Origin of the sequence: Flavobacterium sp. M31R6 (assembly GCF_013284035.1) — a bacterium.
GTDB lineage: Bacteria > Bacteroidota > Bacteroidia > Flavobacteriales > Flavobacteriaceae > Flavobacterium.
In genome coordinates this window covers 1,132,938-1,151,289 of record NZ_CP054141.1, presented here as the reverse complement: position 1 = coordinate 1,151,289, position 18,352 = coordinate 1,132,938, and the positions used below count along the sequence as shown (strand labels likewise).

Here is an 18,352-nt window from a genome sequence, read left to right as displayed (position 1 = left end):
AAATACAAATTAAAACGTTAAATTACAAACAATTATAACGAATAATTTAATGATTTCTTCTAAGGAAGAGAAAAAACGTCATCAACAAGTAATACTAAAAACTTGTTAAAAAAAAAGAATTATTCCAGAAACGAAATATTCCTATTAATACCTTGATATTTAGCACGTTTAAGAGGAGAATCCTTAAACACGATTTTAAAAGTTTCCTCGGTTATTTCAATCCAATCTTTTTTGGACATCGAAAGTAATTCTGAATTGGGATTAAACAAAGGTTCATTATGAGATTTTGAAAAACGATTCCAAGGACAAACGTCTTGACAAATATCACAGCCAAATGCCCACTCATCAAATTTCCCTTTCATCTCTGATGGAATATTCTCCTTAAGTTCAATAGTGAAGTAAGAAATACATTTACTGCCATCCACAACATAAGGTGCCACAATTGCCTCTGTTGGGCAAGCATCAATGCAGGCGGTACAAGCTCCACAATGGTCTGTGACAGCCTGGTCATATTCTAAATCTAGGTCTATGATAAGCTCTGCGATGAAATAAAAAGAACCCACTTTTTGTGTTAATAAATTACTGTTTTTGCCTATCCAACCCAAACCACTTTTTGCAGCCCAAGCTTTATCCAAAACAGGAGCAGAATCTACAAAAGCACGTCCAGATACATCACCAATATTAGATTCTATTGAAAAAAGCAATTCTTTAAGTTTGTCTTTTATGACAAAATGATAATCCTGCCCATAAGCATATTTGGATATTTTATAAGAATCAGGATTTTGAAATTCCGAAGGATAGTAGTTCAATAAAAGAGATACCACACTTTTGGCATCATCGACCAATAAAGTTGGGTCCAAACGTTTGTCAAAATGATTCTCCATATAGGACATTTGTCCATTATAATTTTGATTCAACCAATTTTCCAAACGAGGTGCCTCCTGCTCCAGAAAACCAGCTTTCGATATACCACAAGATAAAAACCCGAGACGCTTGGCCTCGGATTTTATAAATTGCGTGTATTTAGACTTATTGTTTATGGTTCCTTATTTTAAAGAAAATAACTTAGTTAACACTACTGCCTTAGCCCTGATAGAAACGGCATCCTTTTCTTGCTTTCTTTAAGCAAGAAAAGATATAGTGGATAGCAGGAATAGCTCCTAACTATTAGAACAGTCCGCCTTGAATATTGGTTTTGATTTTACCTAAATGCTTATAAGCTTTTTCCGTAACTTCACGCCCTCTTGGGGTACGCATAATAAAACCCTCTTGAATCAAAAAAGGCTCATAAACTTCCTCAATAGTTTCACTACTTTCGGATACAGCTGTAGCCAAAGTCGATAAACCAACGGGACCGCCTTTGAATTTATCAATGATGGTATTCAAAATTTTGTTGTCCATTTCATCCAAACCATGGGCATCTACATTCAATGCCTTTAAGGCATAACGGGCAATTTCTATATCAATGGTTCCATTACCTTTTATTTGAGCAAAATCACGGACACGACGCAATAAAGCATTCGCAATACGAGGTGTCCCTCTGCTTCTACCTGCAATTTCGATAGCGGCTTCCATAGTAATGGGCATTTTGAAAATCATGGCACTACGTTCCACAATAGTGGTCAAAAGCTCAGTAGTATAATATTGCAATCTTGAAGAAATACCAAAACGGGCCCGCATAGGAGCGGTTAAAAGCCCCGAACGTGTAGTTGCTCCGATAAGCGTAAACGGATTCAAATTGATTTGAACCGTTCTTGCATTTGGCCCAGATTCAATCATAATGTCAATCTTAAAGTCCTCCATAGCTGAATACAAGTACTCCTCGACTATAGGGCTTAAACGGTGTATCTCGTCAATAAACAAAACATCCCTTTCCTCGAGATTCGTCAGTAAGCCAGCCAAATCACCCGGCTTATCCAAAACAGGACCAGAAGTGATTTTGATACCCACTTCTAATTCATTGGCTAAAATATTGGCTAAGGTAGTTTTACCCAAACCTGGAGGGCCGTGAAAAAGGGTGTGATCAAGAGCTTCTTTCCTTTGATTGGCTGCCGCAACAAAAACTTTAAGGTTTTCCAACACTTGATCTTGACCTGCAAAATCATCAAAAGATAATGGTCTTAATCTTTTCTCAATATCCAGTTCTTCGGAACTAAAATTATTATTTGTTGGATCTAAGTTTTCATTCATGGGGTAAAGGTAAAAAAAGTAATCATTCTATATAAAAAAAATGCCTTTCAATATTGAAAGGCATTTATATGATTTTGAAATTCTAGTGATGTAAAACTACTTCACCTTCTTTCATTGGAACCGTTTGAGGTACAAAATCCTCCTCATGAGCAGGATTACTGTAATCATAAGGCCAACGGTGAACTTCTGGGATTTCTCCAGGCCAGTTACCATGCATATGCTCTACTGGTGTTGTCCATTCCAAAGTATTTGATTTCCAAGGATTTTGAACTGCTTTTTTACCGTAGAAAATACTGCTAAAGAAGTTATATAAAAACACCAATTGGAAAGCTCCACCGATTAAGGCAAATGTTGTGATCAATACATTTACATTTTGCAAATCGTCGAATAACGGGAAGTTTGTATTAGTATAGTAACGTCTTGGTAAACCTGCAAGTCCAATAAAGTGCATTGGGAAAAATACTCCATAAGCACAGATTGCAGTTACCCAAAAGTGAACATATCCTAAATTCTTATTCAACATTCTACCGAACATTTTTGGATACCAGTGGTAAATTCCAGCAAACATTCCGTAAAGAGCCGATATACCCATTACCAAGTGAAAGTGAGCTACTACGAAATAAGTATCGTGAACATTAATATCTAATGTACTGTCTCCAAGAATGATTCCAGTTAAACCTCCAGTAATGAAAGTAGAAACCAAACCAATAGAAAACAACATGGCAGGATTCATTTGAAGATTACCTTTCCAAAGTGTTGTAATATAATTAAATGCTTTTACAGCAGATGGAATTGCAATCAACAGGGTTGTAAATGTAAATACTGACCCTAAGAATGGATTCATTCCAGAAATAAACATGTGGTGTCCCCAAACAATTGTAGATAAAAATGCAATCGCAATAATTGACATAATCATCGCTCTATAACCAAAAATTGGTTTACGAGAGTTTGTAGCAATAATTTCAGAAGTAATCCCCAATGCAGGTAAGATTACAATATAAACTTCAGGGTGACCTAAGAACCAAAACAAATGTTCAAAAAGAACAGGAGAACCTCCTTGGTAATGTAAAACTTCACCAGCAATATAAATATCGGATAAGAAGAAAGAAGTACCAAAACTTCTATCAAAAATCAACAACAATGCTGCTGACAATAAGACAGGGAAAGAAACGATACCAATAATTGCAGTCACAAAGAAAGCCCAAATAGTAAGAGGCAATCTTGTCATAGACATTCCTTTTGTTCTCAAGTTAATCACAGTTACAACATAGTTCAAAGATCCCATTAATGAAGACGCAATGAAAATTGCCATTGAAACTAGCCATAAAGTCATACCGGCACCTGAACCAGATATAGCTTGAGGAAGCGCACTTAAAGGTGGGTAAATCGTCCAACCAGCATTAGCAGGTCCTGATTCAACAAATAATGAACAAACCATTAATACACTAGACAAAAAGAACAACCAATAAGAAATCATATTCATGAATCCTGATGCCATATCTCTTGCTCCAATTTGAAGTGGAATCAATAAGTTACTAAAAGTACCACTTAAACCTGCGGTAAGAACAAAGAATACCATTATAGTTCCGTGTATTGTAACTAATGAAAGGTAAATATCGTTTGCCATTACTCCGTTTGGAGCCCATTTGTCTCCAAGTAATATATTGAAAATCTTAAAAGATTCTTCTGGCCAAGCTAATTGCATTCTAAAAAGCATAGACATACCAACACCTATAACTCCCATAATAATACCAGTAAGCAGGTATTGTTTGGCAATCATTTTGTGATCAATACTAAAAATATATTTAGTAATGAATGTGTCCTTATGGTGGTGTTCGTGTTCGTGATCGTGTCCGTGATCGTGACCTTCTGCTGACATATATTTATACTTTAAATTTTCTTAATAATTATTTCATAGCTATTTTCGCAACAGCTGCAGTATCTTTTGCAAGAGTTGAATCTTTTCCTGGAGCTGAAGCTGCATCTGGAGCAGCTGGTTCAGCTTTAGAAGCTTTTACTTCGCTAACTAAAGTAGTTTTTTCGCCTAACCATTTTTTATAATCCTCAGGAGTATCAACTACAACTTTCATTTGCATGTTATAGTGAGAAGCTCCACAAATTTTGTTACATAATAACAAATAATCAAAAGTGTAAGGATCTAAACCAGTTTCACCTTTAGCTACCAATTCTAAGCTTTTTTTAGCTCTAATAGCATTAATATTAGCTACTTTTTCAATCATGAATGGTAAAGCTTGATACTCAGCAGTAGTATAAATTGGAGTAAAAGCAAACTCAGTAACCATCCCTGGTACACAGTTCATTTGAGCTCTAAAATAAGGGAAGTACGCTGAGTGCAACACATCTTGAGATCTCATCTTAAAGTGAATCTTCTTGCCTTTAGGAATATGCAATTCAGAAACTACAATATCGTCTTGAGCATATGGATCTGATAAATCAACTCCAAGAGTATTAACTCCTTCGATCAATCTAACATTTGCTTTCCCTAAAACATTATCAGCTCCAGCATACCTTGCAGTCCATTTAAATTGCTGAGCATATAACTCAATAACAACTGTATCTTCATCTTCATCAATAAACATGATATTTGTCCATGCATAAAGACCGTAAAGAATCAAACCAGCTAATACAACAGCAGGGATAACGCTCCAGATTGCTTCCAATTTATTATTGTCTGCAAAATACAAGGCTCTTTTATCCTTATTACCTCTGTATTTGAAAGCAAAGTAGTGTAATAGAACTTGAGTAATTGCCTGAACAGTAAAAATCAATACCCAAGTGATATTCATCAGGTTGTCAATCAAAGCACCATGTTCAGATGCAGGAGTATGCAGAACTAATGGTCCCCATGTATAAACTCCGTAAATTGTAAAGATATAGATGAAGGCTAAGAAACCAAACATCAAATACCCTTGCACATTATTGTCATCGTCGGTTGCAATTTGGGAATTGTCCGAAGTCGAAGCAACTTGTGTTAAATCGAATATTTTCGTCAATTGCCAAACAGCAACAGCCAATAAAACTAAAACTATAATTACCAACAAACTTGTCATCTGTTTATCTCTTTAAATATTAATAATGAAAATGTTTACTCTCTTCTATATATGGATTTCTTTTTGGTAACAAAGGAGCTTTAGTTAATGCTGAGAAGACAACAAAAATAAATAATCCAAGAAAGAATAAAACGGATGCAATTTCTGAAACACCGATAAACCAACTACCACCAACGGTACCCGGCATAATCATATTAAAGAAGTCAATATAATGACCTAACAAAATTACAATACCAGCCATAACCAAAATCCAAGTGATTCTTTTGAAATCAGTATTAATCAAAATTAAAACTGGAAACAAGAAATTCATAACAACAGCACCAAAGAAAGGTAAATTATAAACTTGAATTCTCATCACAAAATAAGTAATCTCTTCAGGTATATTAGCATACCATATCAACATAAATTGAGAAAACCATAAGTAAGTCCAAAATACGCTGATACCAAACATAAACTTAGCCAAATCATGGATATGACTTGTGTTTACATTTTCTAAATACCCTCTAGATTTTAGATAAATAGTCACCATGGCAATCATAGTAATACCACTTACAAAGAAGCTAGCAAATACATACCATCCAAAAAGTGTACTAGACCAGTGAGGATCTAAAGACATAATCCAGTCCCAAGACATAATAGATTCTGAAACAATAAAGAATACTAAGAACATAGCTGATATGTTAAAATTCTTTTTATAGAAACTATTATCATCTGATTCATCTTGAGCCAAACAATTTTTTCTTGAAAAATATCTGTAGGCATTCCAACCTGCTAAAAAGATAGCGGCTCTAACAATCCAAAAAGGAAAATTTAAATACCCAGATTTATTGGCAATAATTTTATCATGAGCAACTACTTCAGGATCTAACCAAATAAACAAATGATTAAAATGTAAGCCGCATAAAATTAAAAATATAAAGAAAATAACCGACCCTACAGGTAAGTAGGCAGTAATTCCCTGCATCACTCTAAAAAGAACAGGAGACCAACCTGCTTGTGCTACTTGTTGAATACCATAAAAAACTAATGTTCCTAAAGAAAGTAACATAAAGAAAATACAGGCTACATATAATGCAGACCATGGTTTATTTTCTAATTGATGCAAAACATGAGTTAAATGTTCTGTATGTTCGGCTTCAGCTTTCACTTTTGCTTCAGCAGAAACTGCGTGAGCTCCTTCAGATTCGCTACTTGCCTCATGATGACTACCGTGAGCATCAGCAGCAAGTATTTTTTCAACATCTTGAATATCTTTAGGTGCAGTTAAAAAACCATATCCAATTCCCAAAAGACCAACAGCCATTAAGACGAAAGAAAAAGTTTTTAATTTACTTGAAAATGTATACATATCTATTACGATCAGTTTGTTCAACAATTATTATTGTGCTTTTAGTTTAAGAACATAGTCAGCAACTAACCAACGTTCGTGTGCACTCATTTGATTAGCATGTGAACCCATAGCATTTAAACCATAAGTTTCCACATAAAAAATACTACCTTCAGTAATTTCTCTGTCTTTATAATTAGGAACACCAAGAAATTTTTCTCTTTCAACTAATTTTCCTTTACCATCACCAGCAGCACCGTGACAGCTAATGCAATAAATCTCAAAAAGCTCTTTTCCTTTACCAGAATCTCTATCTAAAGAATCTAAAGGAGATTTTAAATTGGCTTTAGCCAAAGCATATCCTTCTGGAGTATTTTCATATTCGAACGGCTCAAAACCTCTATTTATTGAACCAACAGCAGGAAGCTGACCTTCTTTACCGTTTTTAAATACATCAACTGGAGCTGAAGCATAAGTTTCTCCACTCACTGCTTCATACATATTAGGCATATATTGATAATTTGGCTTATCATTACTATGACATGACGACACCAATATCATTAAACCCAATACAAGCGTTATTTTATATAAACTTTTCATATTACAATTAATGCTTTTCAATTACTTTAACTTCTACTGCCCCAGTACCTTCAAAGAAAGAAACTAATTCTTCTTCGTTATTGTTAATCGCTACTTCCATCAAAAAATGATCGTCAGTAGTTCTTACATCAGGATTTTCAGCTTCTTTAAACGGCCACAATCTACTTCTCATATAAAAAGTAATAACCATTAAGTGAGCTGCAAAAAATACCGTTTCTTCAAACATAATAGGCACAAAAGCTGGCATATTATCAATATAACTGAAACTTGGCTTACCTCCAATATCTTGAGGCCAGTCTTGAATCATAATATAATTCATCATCCAAGTACCAAAAGACAAACCACACAAACCATAGATAAAAGCACATATCGCTAAACGTGTAGGTGCAAGTCCCATTGCTTTGTCCAATCCGTGAACTGGGAAAGGCGTAAATACTTCTTCAATATGGTGATGAGCTGCACGTGTCTTTTTTACGGCATCCATCAAAATATCATCGTCATTATAAATGGCGTATATAACTTTATTACTCATGATGTGAATGTTTATTAGCTTCTCTTTCTTTAATATAATGTTCTCCTGTAGCTTTCAATATTGTTTTAACCTCGGCTTGCGCAATAACAGGAAATGTTCTTGCATACAATAAGAATAACACAAAGAAGAAACCTATTGTCCCGATAAAAATTCCAATATCTACAAATGTCGGAGAGAACATAGTCCATGAAGATGGTAAATAATCTCTATGTAATGAAGTTACGATAATTACAAATCTTTCAAACCACATTCCAATGTTTACAACAATTGAAATAATGAAAGAAAACATAATACTTGTTCTTAATTTTTTGAACCACATAAATTGCGGAGAGAACACGTTACAGGTCATCATAGCCCAATATGCCCAAGCATAAGGTCCAGTTGCTCTGTTCAAGAAAGCATATTGCTCATACTCTACTCCAGAATACCAAGCGATAAACAACTCAGTAATATAAGCAACCCCAACGATGGAACCAGTAATCATAATTACAATGTTCATCAATTCGATATGTTGAATAGTAATGTAAGCTTCAAGATTAGAAACTTTTCTCATAATGATAAGCAAAGTGTTCACCATTGCAAATCCGGAGAAAACAGCTCCAGCAACAAAGTATGGAGGGAAAATTGTAGTATGCCATCCTGGAATAACAGAAGTAGCAAAGTCCATCGATACGATAGTATGCACAGAAAGTACAAGAGGAGTCGCCAAACCTGCTAGAACTAATGAAACTTCTTCAAAACGTTGCCAATCTTTAGCTCTACCACTCCACCCAAAACTTAGGATAGAATAAACTCTTTTATTAAAAGGTGTGATAGCTCTATCGCGCAACATTGCAAAGTCAGGTAACAATCCAGTCCACCAGAAAACCAACGATACCGAAAGATAAGTTGAGATAGCGAATACGTCCCAAAGTAATGGAGAATTAAAATTCACCCAAAGAGATCCAAATTGATTTGGAATTGGTAATACCCAATACGCCAACCAAGGACGTCCCATGTGTATAATTGGAAATAAACCTGCTTGGATTACAGAGAAAATTGTCATCGCCTCTGCAGAACGGTTAATCGCCATTCTCCATCGTTGACGGAATAATAAAAGTACAGCAGAGATAAGAGTTCCTGCGTGACCAATACCAACCCACCAAACGAAGTTAGTAATATCCCAAGCCCAACCAACTGTTTTATTCAATCCCCAAGTACCGATACCTGTGGACACTGTGTATATAATACAGCCTAATCCCCAAAGGAAAGCTGTTAATGCAATTGTAAATACAATCCACCATTGTTTATTTGCTTTACCTTCGATAGGTGCGGCTACATCAACAGTTATATCGTGATAAGATTTATCACCTATAACTAAGGGTTTTCTAATGGCTGCTTCGTAGTGAGACGACATAATCCTTTATTTGATTCTTAATTAATAATTTTTGTACTAGGTATTTCTAACTTTAACGTGGTATACAACATTTGGTTTTGTTCCAACATGCTCCAATAAATGATAACTTCTTTCGTCTTCTGCCAATTTAGTAACAGCCGCTTCTTTATCATTTACATCTCCAAATATCATTGCTCCAGTAGAACAAGCATTTGAACAAGCAGTTTGGAATTCACCATCTTTAATCGTTCTTCCTTCGTTTTTAGCTTTCAAAATTGTTGCTTGTGTCATTTGAATACACATTGAACATTTTTCCATTACTCCACGAGAACGAACGTTAACATCTGGATTTAAAACCATACGTCCTAAATCATCATTCATATGATAATCAAATTCACTGTTTTTGTTATATAAGAACCAGTTGAAACGACGTACTTTATAAGGACAGTTGTTAGCACAGTAACGAGTACCAACACATCTGTTATAAGCCATTTGATTTTGACCTTGACGACCGTGTGAAGTTGCAGCAACTGGACAAACAGTCTCACAAGGAGCGTGATTACAATGTTGACACATTACAGGTTGGAAAGAAACTTGTGGATTATCGCCCGCTTTTTCCATTTCATTAAAAGTAGATAATGAACTAGATAAACCAGCAATATTTTCTTTTCTTTCATCATCCCCTGCAAAAGTACTTTCAGAAGAATAGTATCTGTCAATACGCAACCAGTGCATATCTCTACTTCTTCTTACTTCAGATTTACCAACTACAGGAACGTTGTTCTCAGCATGACATGCAATTACACAAGCCCCACATCCAGTACAAGCATTCAAATCAATAGAAAGATTAAAGTGATGTCCAGTAGAACGATCAAATGAACCCCATAAATCTACCGAAGTAGCTTCAACTTCTTTGTGATCTAAAGAAACCATTGGTTTTTCATTCCAAAATTCAGCATCTTTAGTATTGAAAATTTCAAGAGTAGTTTCTTTAATGATATCTCCTCTTCCCATTAATGTTTTTTGACCTTGAACACAAGCAAATTCGTGTTCACCGTCTGCTTTCACTATTGAAACAGATTGTACATTATTAAATCCACTATATAAAGCGTAAGCATTAATACCTACTTGCATTTCTTCCTTTAAAGCTGCTTTACGGCCATATCCTAAAGCCATCCCCACAGTCCCAACAGCTTGACCTGGTTGAACAATTACAGGAACATTTTCAAGTTTTACACCGTTAGCGGTCAAAGTAACATAGCTACCATTTAATCCGCCATTAGCAACGATTTCATTTGTCAATCCCCATTTCTTAGCATCCGCATTAGAAACAGTAACATAATTATCCCAAGATACTCTTGTCAACGGATCTGGGAACTCTTGCAACCATGGGTTATTAGCTTGTTGACCATCTCCCATTCCTGTTTTAGTATACAATACCAATTCAATACCGGTAGATTTGGCTTGAGCCAATGTGTTTGCAGCACCATTGTAATCAACAGTACCAGCTGCAGATGTAGGCACAACACCTACATAAACACCGTCATGTAAAACTTTATTCCAAGATGAACCCACAATCACTGAAGCTGCAAACGCTCTCAAATAATCATAGTACGTTCCAGGAATTCCGTTTATAGACAATAAAATATCTTGAAATTGTTTTGTATTGAATAATGGACGAATAGTAGGTTGAGTAATACTATAAGTTCCTTTTGTCAAAGCTAGATCTCCCCAAGCTTCCAAATAATGAGGAACTGGTGCAGCAATTGTAGACAATGAAGCAGTTTCGTCTTCTTTTAACGACAACGAAACAGAAGTTTTTACTTTTTTCAATCCTTCAACAAATAATTTACTGTCTGCTAAAGTATAAACTGGATTAACACCACTCATAATTAAAGTATGGACACTTCCAGCATTCATATCTTTTACTAATTGAGCAACCTTCTCATTAGATCCTTTACGGATTTGTCTAGTTCCAGAAGTTGTAAAAGCTTCACTTGCCAAAACTTGATTGATAGCAAGAACTAATAATTGAGCATTTTTATCTTGAATACCTGATACTAAAACTCCTTTAGATCCAGCAGCTTTCAATTGTTGAGCTGCTTTAATTACATCTGCTTTGAAAGCAGCATCCAATGAAGTTGCTACAGAGGATCCAGTAACAACATTATATATTTGAACTAATGCTTGTTTTTGATTAGCGGTTGACATAGCAACACGCTTATCAGCTGCAGCACCAGATAAAGTCATATTAGACTCTAATTGTATGTGTTTTGATATTGTTTTCTTTCCAACAGCACCAGATGGGATTCTTCCTTTAGCATAACCGGAGTCATATCCTCCACCTTGCCAATCACCAAGGAAATCAGCTCCAACAGAAACAATAACCGAAGCTTTAGAAAAATCATAATCCACTAAAGCTCTTTCTCCATAAACAGTTTCAAAAGCATCTAAAGCTTCTGAAGAAGAAACAGCATCATATATTACATGTTTTGCATTTGGATTCTTGGCGATAAAATCAGCAATTAATTTTTCGGTAGAAGGGCTTGCCAATGTATTTGTCAAAAATACTACTTGCCCACCTTTTGCTTTAGCATCAACAATACTAGATTTGATTTTTGAATCAACTGCAGACCAAGAAGCATTTTTAGCATCAAGCTTAGGCTCTTTCAAACGCATATTATCATACAATGACAATATCGAACCATGAATTCTAGCATTAGCTGCAAACTTAGCTCCAGCAATAGTGTTATTATCTATTTTAATTGGACGACCTTCACGCGTTTTTACCAAAAGGTTTGCGAAATCAAATCCATCAAAAACCGAAGTTGCATAATAATCCGCTACTCCAGGAATAATTTGTTCTGGTTGTAACACATAAGGAATTGACAAATGCACAGGACCTTCGCACGCAGCTAGAGAAGCTGCCGCTGTACTAAAACCAACGTACTTTAAAAAGTCACGACGTGTAGTTGAAGAAGAAGACAAAGCTGCTTCATTCCCTAAAAATTCATCTGTAGGAATCTCTTCAACAAATTCGTTATTTCTAAGCGCCTCAACAATAGAACTATTTCCGTCTAGTTCTTCAACACTTTTCCAGTATTTTTTGTTTGATGACATATTATATATAAATATTAATCTTAATAATTTTTTTTAGTTTCAAGTTTTCTTTGTCTCAAGTTTCAAGTCACACAAAGGCAACTTTAATCTTAAAACTTTAAACCTTTTTTAGTAGTGACATTTACCACATTCCAATCCACCCATTTGAGCAGCGGTTAACTTATCTACACCATATTTTTTAGAAAGCTCTTCGTGTATTTTTGTGTAATACTCATTACCTTCCATTTTAACATCAGTTTTTCTATGGCAATTAACACACCATCCCATTGTAAGCGGAGAGAATTGTTTCATGACTTCGAATTCTTGAACCGGACCGTGACATGTTTGACATTCAATACCAGCTACAGTAACGTGTTGTGAGTGATTAAAATAAACAAAGTCAGGTAAATTATGAATACGAACCCATTTTACAGGCTCAGTTTTTCCAGTGTATGATTGAGAAGTTGCATCCCATCCCACAGCTTTATACAATTTCTGGATTTGCTCATCATAAAAAGCTTTGCTGTATTCCGGAGTCGCAGTAGTTTCAGCAACCTCGCTAATACTTTTATGACAGTTCATACAAACATTCAAAGAAGGAATACCTGCGTTCTTACTTACACGAGAAGCAGAGTGACAATATTTACAGTTGATTTCATTATCACCAGCATGAATTCTATGAGAGTAGTGTATTGGCTGAATTGGCTCGTAGTTTTGATCTACACCAACTTGCATTAAAAATCCATATACTAAATAAGCTCCTGAAAGCAATAAGAATATAGCAGAAACCAAAACTAAAAACTGATTTTTAACAAATGCTTTCCAAATAGGCAAAGTAGGCTCTTTTGCAACTACTTCAATTCCGTTTGCAGCAGCCACCTTTCTTAATACGTTGTTGACCAAAACCAACATCACTATTAGTATCGCCATCACTAATGACAAAGCACCTAATATTACATTATTAGAAATCCCCTCTTCTTGAACTGTACCAGGCACAGCGGCAGAAGCACCAGCAGCTGCGGCAGGAGCAGCAGCTTTTGGCTCAGATGTATAAGCAATAATATTATCAATATCTCCTTCAGACAACTGAGGAAATGCAGTCATTGGAATTTTGTTATTTGCCTCAAAAACTTTGACAGCAGCAGCATCACCAGATTTAATTAAATCCGAACTATTGTGAACCCACTTATAAATCCAAGAAATTTCATGTCTTGAAATAACATCTCTAAGAGCTGGACCCGTAGATTTAGCATCTAATTTGTGACATGCTGCACAATTGGCATTAAAAAGCTCTTTACCTTTTGCCGCATCACCTCCAGAACTCGCCGCTGGAGCTGCTGTAGTTGCAGCAGCTGCAACCGGAGCTGCATCCTGAGCAAATGAAGCTACGGAAATACTCAACATCAATGCTAAGCTTAAAAATAATTTCCTTGAATTCGAATTATGGTTACCCACCTTTTTCATATTAATATATTGATTATCTACTAAAAAATTGTTCGCTTGTATTCTAAAAAAATAGAAGACAAAACGAACCTTATTTAAAAACTTGCACAAAAATACGACTTAAGAACTATTCTCAAAACCTTAAAATAATCTTAATTATAATTTATATTAAATCTAAATAACAAAACTATTACGATTTCCTGTTAAAAAACTATTTTTGCAGAATAAATAATCACATTATGAGATTTTTAAGAAACCTTAAAGCACTGTTGCTATTTACTTTATTTTTAATAACAACAACCAGAATAACAGCTCAGAACTCCAATTTAAGCGTAAATCAAGACCCCAAATTTGAGCAATTGTTGAATGAAAAAAGAAAATCCAACTCAAATTTATCTTATTCCGATCGTTATAAAATTCAAATTTTCAATGGAGCAAGTGAAAGCGCCAAAAAAACTTTAAACGAATTTCGCCAAGAATTTAAAAACTTAGATGGAACTATTATTTTCAATACACCAAATTACAAAGTTTGGGTTGGTAATTTCAGAACTCGAATGGAAGCCGAAAGGAATCTTATTGACATCCAAAAGAAATATAAAAATGTGTTTTTAATAAAACCAAGTAAATAATGTTTCTAACAAAAAATAGCCCTTAAAAGGGCTATTTTTTTAGCATTTTTTTTACTATTTCAACTCCAAACCGTGAAGCTATCTGAGATATAAATTCTTTAAAATCGACCACAGAATTATCATTTGCCTCATCTGAAATAGTCCGAATTATAACATAAGGTATATTGTATTCAAAACAAACTTGTGCTACTGCAGCACCTTCCATCTCAACACATAAAACTTCAGGAAGCATTACCAAAAGACCTTCTTTGTCTTCATGACTTGCAAAGAAACGGTCTCCACTGGCAATTTGACCAACAACCATTTTGGGATTCGATAAAGAAAACTTCTCTCTTTGTTTTGGCGAAAGCAAATGAATTAAACTCTCATCCCTTATCAATTCATCGATACTCTCTACTGCCTTATCCAACATCTCTTTTGGAGGACAAAGTATTGTTTTCCCCAATAAAGGAATTTCAAACCTCTTCATTATGGGACGTGCATCCAAATCATGCTGAATTAAACTGTTAGCTATAACAACATCACCAATATTTAAATCTGGATGAATAGCACCTGCAACTCCAGTAAAAAATAATTCCGTTATTCCAAACTCAATAATTAAATGGGTAACAGTTGTAGCTGAAGCCACTTTTCCCCAACGAGAAAAAACGACAACTACTTCAATATCATTTATTGTCCCTAAATAATAGGTACGCATTCCCTTTACGACTTCCGTTTTGTCTTTTAACAAAGAAACAACACCACTTATCTCCTCGGGCATTGCGCCAAGAATTCCAATTCTATTCATATACTGCATTTTGTTTTAAATCTGAATTCGATTATTACTTTTTATCTTTTTTTGGATGATGGCAAAAAAGTAAAATTTTTCCCCTTAGCCCTGATGGGAGGGAAAATCCTTTTGTGAACTTTGTCAAAGTTTTAAACTTTGACAAAGTTCACAAAAGATTTGGAAGGACAGCAGGAAACCATCATTACAAAAAAGCCAAATCTTTCTGCTCCTAAAAACAAATATTCAACTTCAACTTATTGTCAATTTTTAAATTAACAAACAACAAAACGATCATTACCTAAACAAAAAAATCCCAACGAATTGGGATTTTTAATTATAGATCTATAAAATCTTATTTCAATTTCTTTTTGATTGCAACTTCATGGTATGCTTCAATAACATCTCTTTCTTCAATATCATTGTAACCTTTTATTTGAATACCACAATCATATCCTTTAGCCACTTCTTTCACATCGTCTTTGAAACGTTTCAATGCAAGTAGTTCACCTGTGAATACAACCACACCTTCTCTGATAATTCTGATTTTGGCATTTTTGGCAATTTTACCATCCATAACCATACATCCTGCGATAGAACCAACTTTAGAAATTTTGAATATCTCTCTGATCTCAGCAGTACCAAGTACTTCTTCTTTCATTTCAGGAGCTAACATTCCTTCCATTGCATCTTTCAAATCATCGATAGCTGCATAGATAATAGAGTAATAACGGATATCGATTTCTTCTTTATCAGCCAATTGTCTAGCATTTCCAGCAGGACGAACGTTAAATCCGATAATGATTGCATCAGAAGCAGAAGCCAACATAACGTCAGTTTCTGTAATCGCACCAACTCCTTTGTGTATAATGTTAATTTGGATTTCTTCAGTAGATAATTTAGAGAACGAATCAGACAATGCCTCAACAGAACCATCCACATCCCCTTTAAGGATTATGTTCAATTCTTTAAATTGACCCAATGCAATTCTACGTCCAATTTCATCTAATGTAATATGACGTTGAGTACGTACTGATTGTTCACGCATTAATTGAGAACGTTTTGCAGCAATTTGTTTTGCTTCTTTTTCGTCTTCAAAAATATTGAATTTATCCCCGGCAGTAGCTGCACCATCAAGACCTAAAACAGAAACCGGAGTCGAAGGACCTGCAACAGTAACTATATTACCTCTTTCATCATGCATGGCTTTAATTTTACCATGATGTTTTCCAGCCAACATATAGTCTCCAATTTTAAGAGTACCATGTTGTACTAATATAGTAGAAACATATCCTTTTCCTTTATCCAAGAAAGCTTCAACAACTGTTCCTTGAGCCGCTTTATTTGGATTCGATTTCAAATCTAAAATTTCAGCTTCTAGCAATACTTTTTCTAACAACTCTTTAACACCTGTACCCACTTTTGCAGAGATATCATGAGATTGAATTTTTCCACCCCAATCTTCTACCAAAAGGTTCATACCCGCCAATCTTTCTTTTACTTTTTCAGGATTAGCATTTGGTTTATCAATTTTATTGATTGCAAAAATAATAGGTACTCCCGCTGCTTGAGCATGAGAAATAGCCTCTTTAGTTTGCGGCATGATATCATCATCTGCAGCAATCACAATAATTGCAATATCTGTAACTTGAGCACCACGAGCACGCATCGCAGTAAAAGCTTCGTGACCTGGTGTATCTAAAAATGCAATTTTTTGACCATTATCTAAAGTTACTCCGTAGGCACCAATGTGTTGTGTAATTCCTCCGGATTCACCAGCGATAACATTTTCTTTACGGATGTAATCCAGTAAAGATGTTTTACCGTGATCGACGTGACCCATTACAGTTACAATAGGAGCTCTGAATACTAAATCTTCTTCTTTGTCTTCAACAACTTGAATAGCTTCTTCGATATCTACAGTAATAAACTCAACATCATAACCAAATTCATCTGCAACAATAGTTAATGTTTCAGCATCCAAACGTTGGTTCATGGTAACCATGATTCCAAGTGACATACAAGTACCGATTACTTTAGTAATTGGCACATCCATCATGATTGCAATTTCACCTACAGTAACAAACTCAGTAACTTTGATTGTTTTACTTCCTTCGTCTAAAGCTCTTTGCTCATCATCAGATTTCTGACGGTGTGTATCTCTTTTATCTCTTCTGTATTTTGCAGCTTTAGATTTACCTCCTTTACCTTGAAGTTTCTCCAAAGTTTCACGGATTTGGTTTTTAACCTCTTCCTCGGTAGGCTCCACTTTTGCAACAATTGCAGGTCGATTTCCTTTTACAAATCCTGGTCTTGCACTTCTATTTGCATTGAAACCACCACCTCCAGTGTTTGGAGTGATTTTATTTGGATTTGGCGCTCCAGGAACTCCAGGAGTAGCAGGCGGTCTAGGCGCACCTGGCTTTGGAGCAATTCTTTTACGTTTATTTTTATTAGCATTATTAGCACCAGCCGCTCCAGGAGCCCCAGGCTTATTAGGCGTAATTTTTGGATCTTCTTTTTTCTTTTTCGGTTTATTGAATTGAGACAAATCAATAACTTGACCCGTTAAAGTTGCACCAGAAAGTTTTTGATACTGAGTCGTGATAGATTCTTCAACCGGAGCTTCACCTGAAGTTGCTTCAGTTTTTTTCTCTGTTACCGCTTCTGGCTTCTCAACATTTTTAACCTCCTTAAACTTTGGTTTATCTTTTACCTCAGAAGTTGGGATCTCTTTTTTAACTTTTTCTACTGGAGAGTCAGTTTTTATAACATTCTCAACAGCTTCTTTTTTAACTTCTTCTTTTAGAACAGGTTTGTCTTCAGGAACTACCTCTTTAGGAGCAATTACTTTTTCAGCAACAACAGGATCTGGAGTGACAGTAGGCTTTTTAGGATTAAGATCAATTTTACCAACTTGTACTGGACCCGACAAAACAGCTCTAGCTTTTATAACTTCTTGTTGTTTCAAACGATCTTCTTCTAATTTACGTTTGTCTTCAACTTCTTTTTCACGCTCAATACGCAACGCTTCTTTCTCTTTCCTTTTCTCCTCACTCACTTCTTTCGAAGCTTCTTTATTCCCCTTGTCGCCTGCAAACTGACTTTGTAGGATATTAAATTCCTGTTCAGAAATTTTTGTGTTTGGGTTTGACTCAATAGCAATACCCTTATCTTTTAGATAATCCACAGCTCTTTCTAACGAAATATTTAATTCCCTTAAAACCTTGTTTATTCTAATAATTCTCTCTTCAGACATAAAACCTTTTTATTTTTACCTTATTCGTTGTTCTATTTATATTTTATAATAAAAATAGAAA

13 protein-coding genes are annotated in these 18,352 nt (G+C 35.1%); 1 reads left to right on the top strand and 12 read right to left on the bottom strand.

Going from position 1 to position 18,352, the window contains the following annotated elements; all coding sequences use genetic code 11:
- Nucleotides 1-119: 119 nt before the first annotated feature.
- From queG to HQN62_RS04615, 10 genes are all read right to left on the bottom strand, one after another.
- A complete protein-coding gene (gene queG, locus HQN62_RS04660; protein ID WP_173505514.1) occupies nucleotides 120-1,040 on the bottom strand; it encodes a tRNA epoxyqueuosine(34) reductase QueG in 921 nt (306 codons plus the stop codon).
- Between the two features lie 127 nt (nucleotides 1,041-1,167).
- Nucleotides 1,168-2,190, bottom strand: coding sequence for a Holliday junction branch migration DNA helicase RuvB (gene ruvB / locus HQN62_RS04655; protein WP_116796215.1), 1,023 nt, complete (start codon nucleotides 2,188-2,190; stop codon nucleotides 1,168-1,170).
- Nucleotides 2,191-2,272: 82 nt separating this feature from the next.
- Entirely contained in the window at nucleotides 2,273-4,069 is a 1,797-nt protein-coding gene (locus HQN62_RS04650) for a cytochrome c oxidase subunit I (RefSeq protein ID WP_116796216.1), read from the bottom strand.
- Between the two features lie 28 nt (nucleotides 4,070-4,097).
- A complete protein-coding gene (locus HQN62_RS04645; RefSeq protein WP_173503494.1) occupies nucleotides 4,098-5,261 on the bottom strand; it encodes a cytochrome c oxidase subunit II in 1,164 nt (387 codons plus the stop codon).
- A gap of 19 nt (nucleotides 5,262-5,280) precedes the next feature.
- The gene (locus HQN62_RS04640; protein WP_173503493.1) at nucleotides 5,281-6,609 is read right to left on the bottom strand and encodes a quinol:cytochrome C oxidoreductase; all 1,329 of its coding nucleotides are present in this window, start codon (nucleotides 6,607-6,609) and stop codon (nucleotides 5,281-5,283) included.
- A gap of 30 nt (nucleotides 6,610-6,639) precedes the next feature.
- Complete coding sequence (locus tag HQN62_RS04635; RefSeq protein ID WP_116798392.1) at nucleotides 6,640-7,188, bottom strand: c-type cytochrome; 549 nt, start codon at nucleotides 7,186-7,188, stop codon at nucleotides 6,640-6,642.
- 7 nt (nucleotides 7,189-7,195) lie between these two features.
- A complete protein-coding gene (locus tag HQN62_RS04630; RefSeq protein ID WP_116796219.1) occupies nucleotides 7,196-7,720 on the bottom strand; it encodes a DUF3341 domain-containing protein in 525 nt (174 codons plus the stop codon).
- A complete protein-coding gene (gene nrfD, locus HQN62_RS04625; protein WP_111409728.1) occupies nucleotides 7,713-9,116 on the bottom strand; it encodes an NrfD/PsrC family molybdoenzyme membrane anchor subunit in 1,404 nt (467 codons plus the stop codon). The genes HQN62_RS04630 and nrfD overlap by 8 nt, the downstream gene beginning before the upstream one ends.
- A gap of 36 nt (nucleotides 9,117-9,152) precedes the next feature.
- Entirely contained in the window at nucleotides 9,153-12,215 is a 3,063-nt protein-coding gene (locus HQN62_RS04620) for a TAT-variant-translocated molybdopterin oxidoreductase (protein WP_173503492.1), read from the bottom strand.
- Nucleotides 12,216-12,323: 108 nt separating this feature from the next.
- Nucleotides 12,324-13,658, bottom strand: a complete 1,335-nt coding sequence (locus HQN62_RS04615; RefSeq protein WP_116796221.1) for a cytochrome c3 family protein — start codon at nucleotides 13,656-13,658, stop codon at nucleotides 12,324-12,326.
- 218 nt (nucleotides 13,659-13,876) lie between these two features.
- Here HQN62_RS04615 and HQN62_RS04610 point away from each other — a divergent pair, with 218 nt between their 5' ends.
- The gene (locus tag HQN62_RS04610) at nucleotides 13,877-14,266 is read left to right on the top strand and encodes an SPOR domain-containing protein (protein ID WP_116796222.1); all 390 of its coding nucleotides are present in this window, start codon (nucleotides 13,877-13,879) and stop codon (nucleotides 14,264-14,266) included.
- A gap of 31 nt (nucleotides 14,267-14,297) precedes the next feature.
- On the opposite strand, the gene HQN62_RS04605 is transcribed toward HQN62_RS04610, so the two are convergent.
- Together HQN62_RS04605 and infB are read right to left on the bottom strand one after the other, a co-directional pair.
- Nucleotides 14,298-15,053, bottom strand: a complete 756-nt coding sequence (locus tag HQN62_RS04605; RefSeq protein WP_173503491.1) for a 5'-methylthioadenosine/adenosylhomocysteine nucleosidase — start codon at nucleotides 15,051-15,053, stop codon at nucleotides 14,298-14,300.
- Nucleotides 15,054-15,387: 334 nt separating this feature from the next.
- Nucleotides 15,388-18,291: a translation initiation factor IF-2 gene (gene infB, locus HQN62_RS04600; protein WP_173503490.1), complete on the bottom strand. Its 2,904-nt coding sequence runs from the start codon at nucleotides 18,289-18,291 to the stop codon at nucleotides 15,388-15,390.
- Nucleotides 18,292-18,352 lie beyond the last annotated feature (61 nt).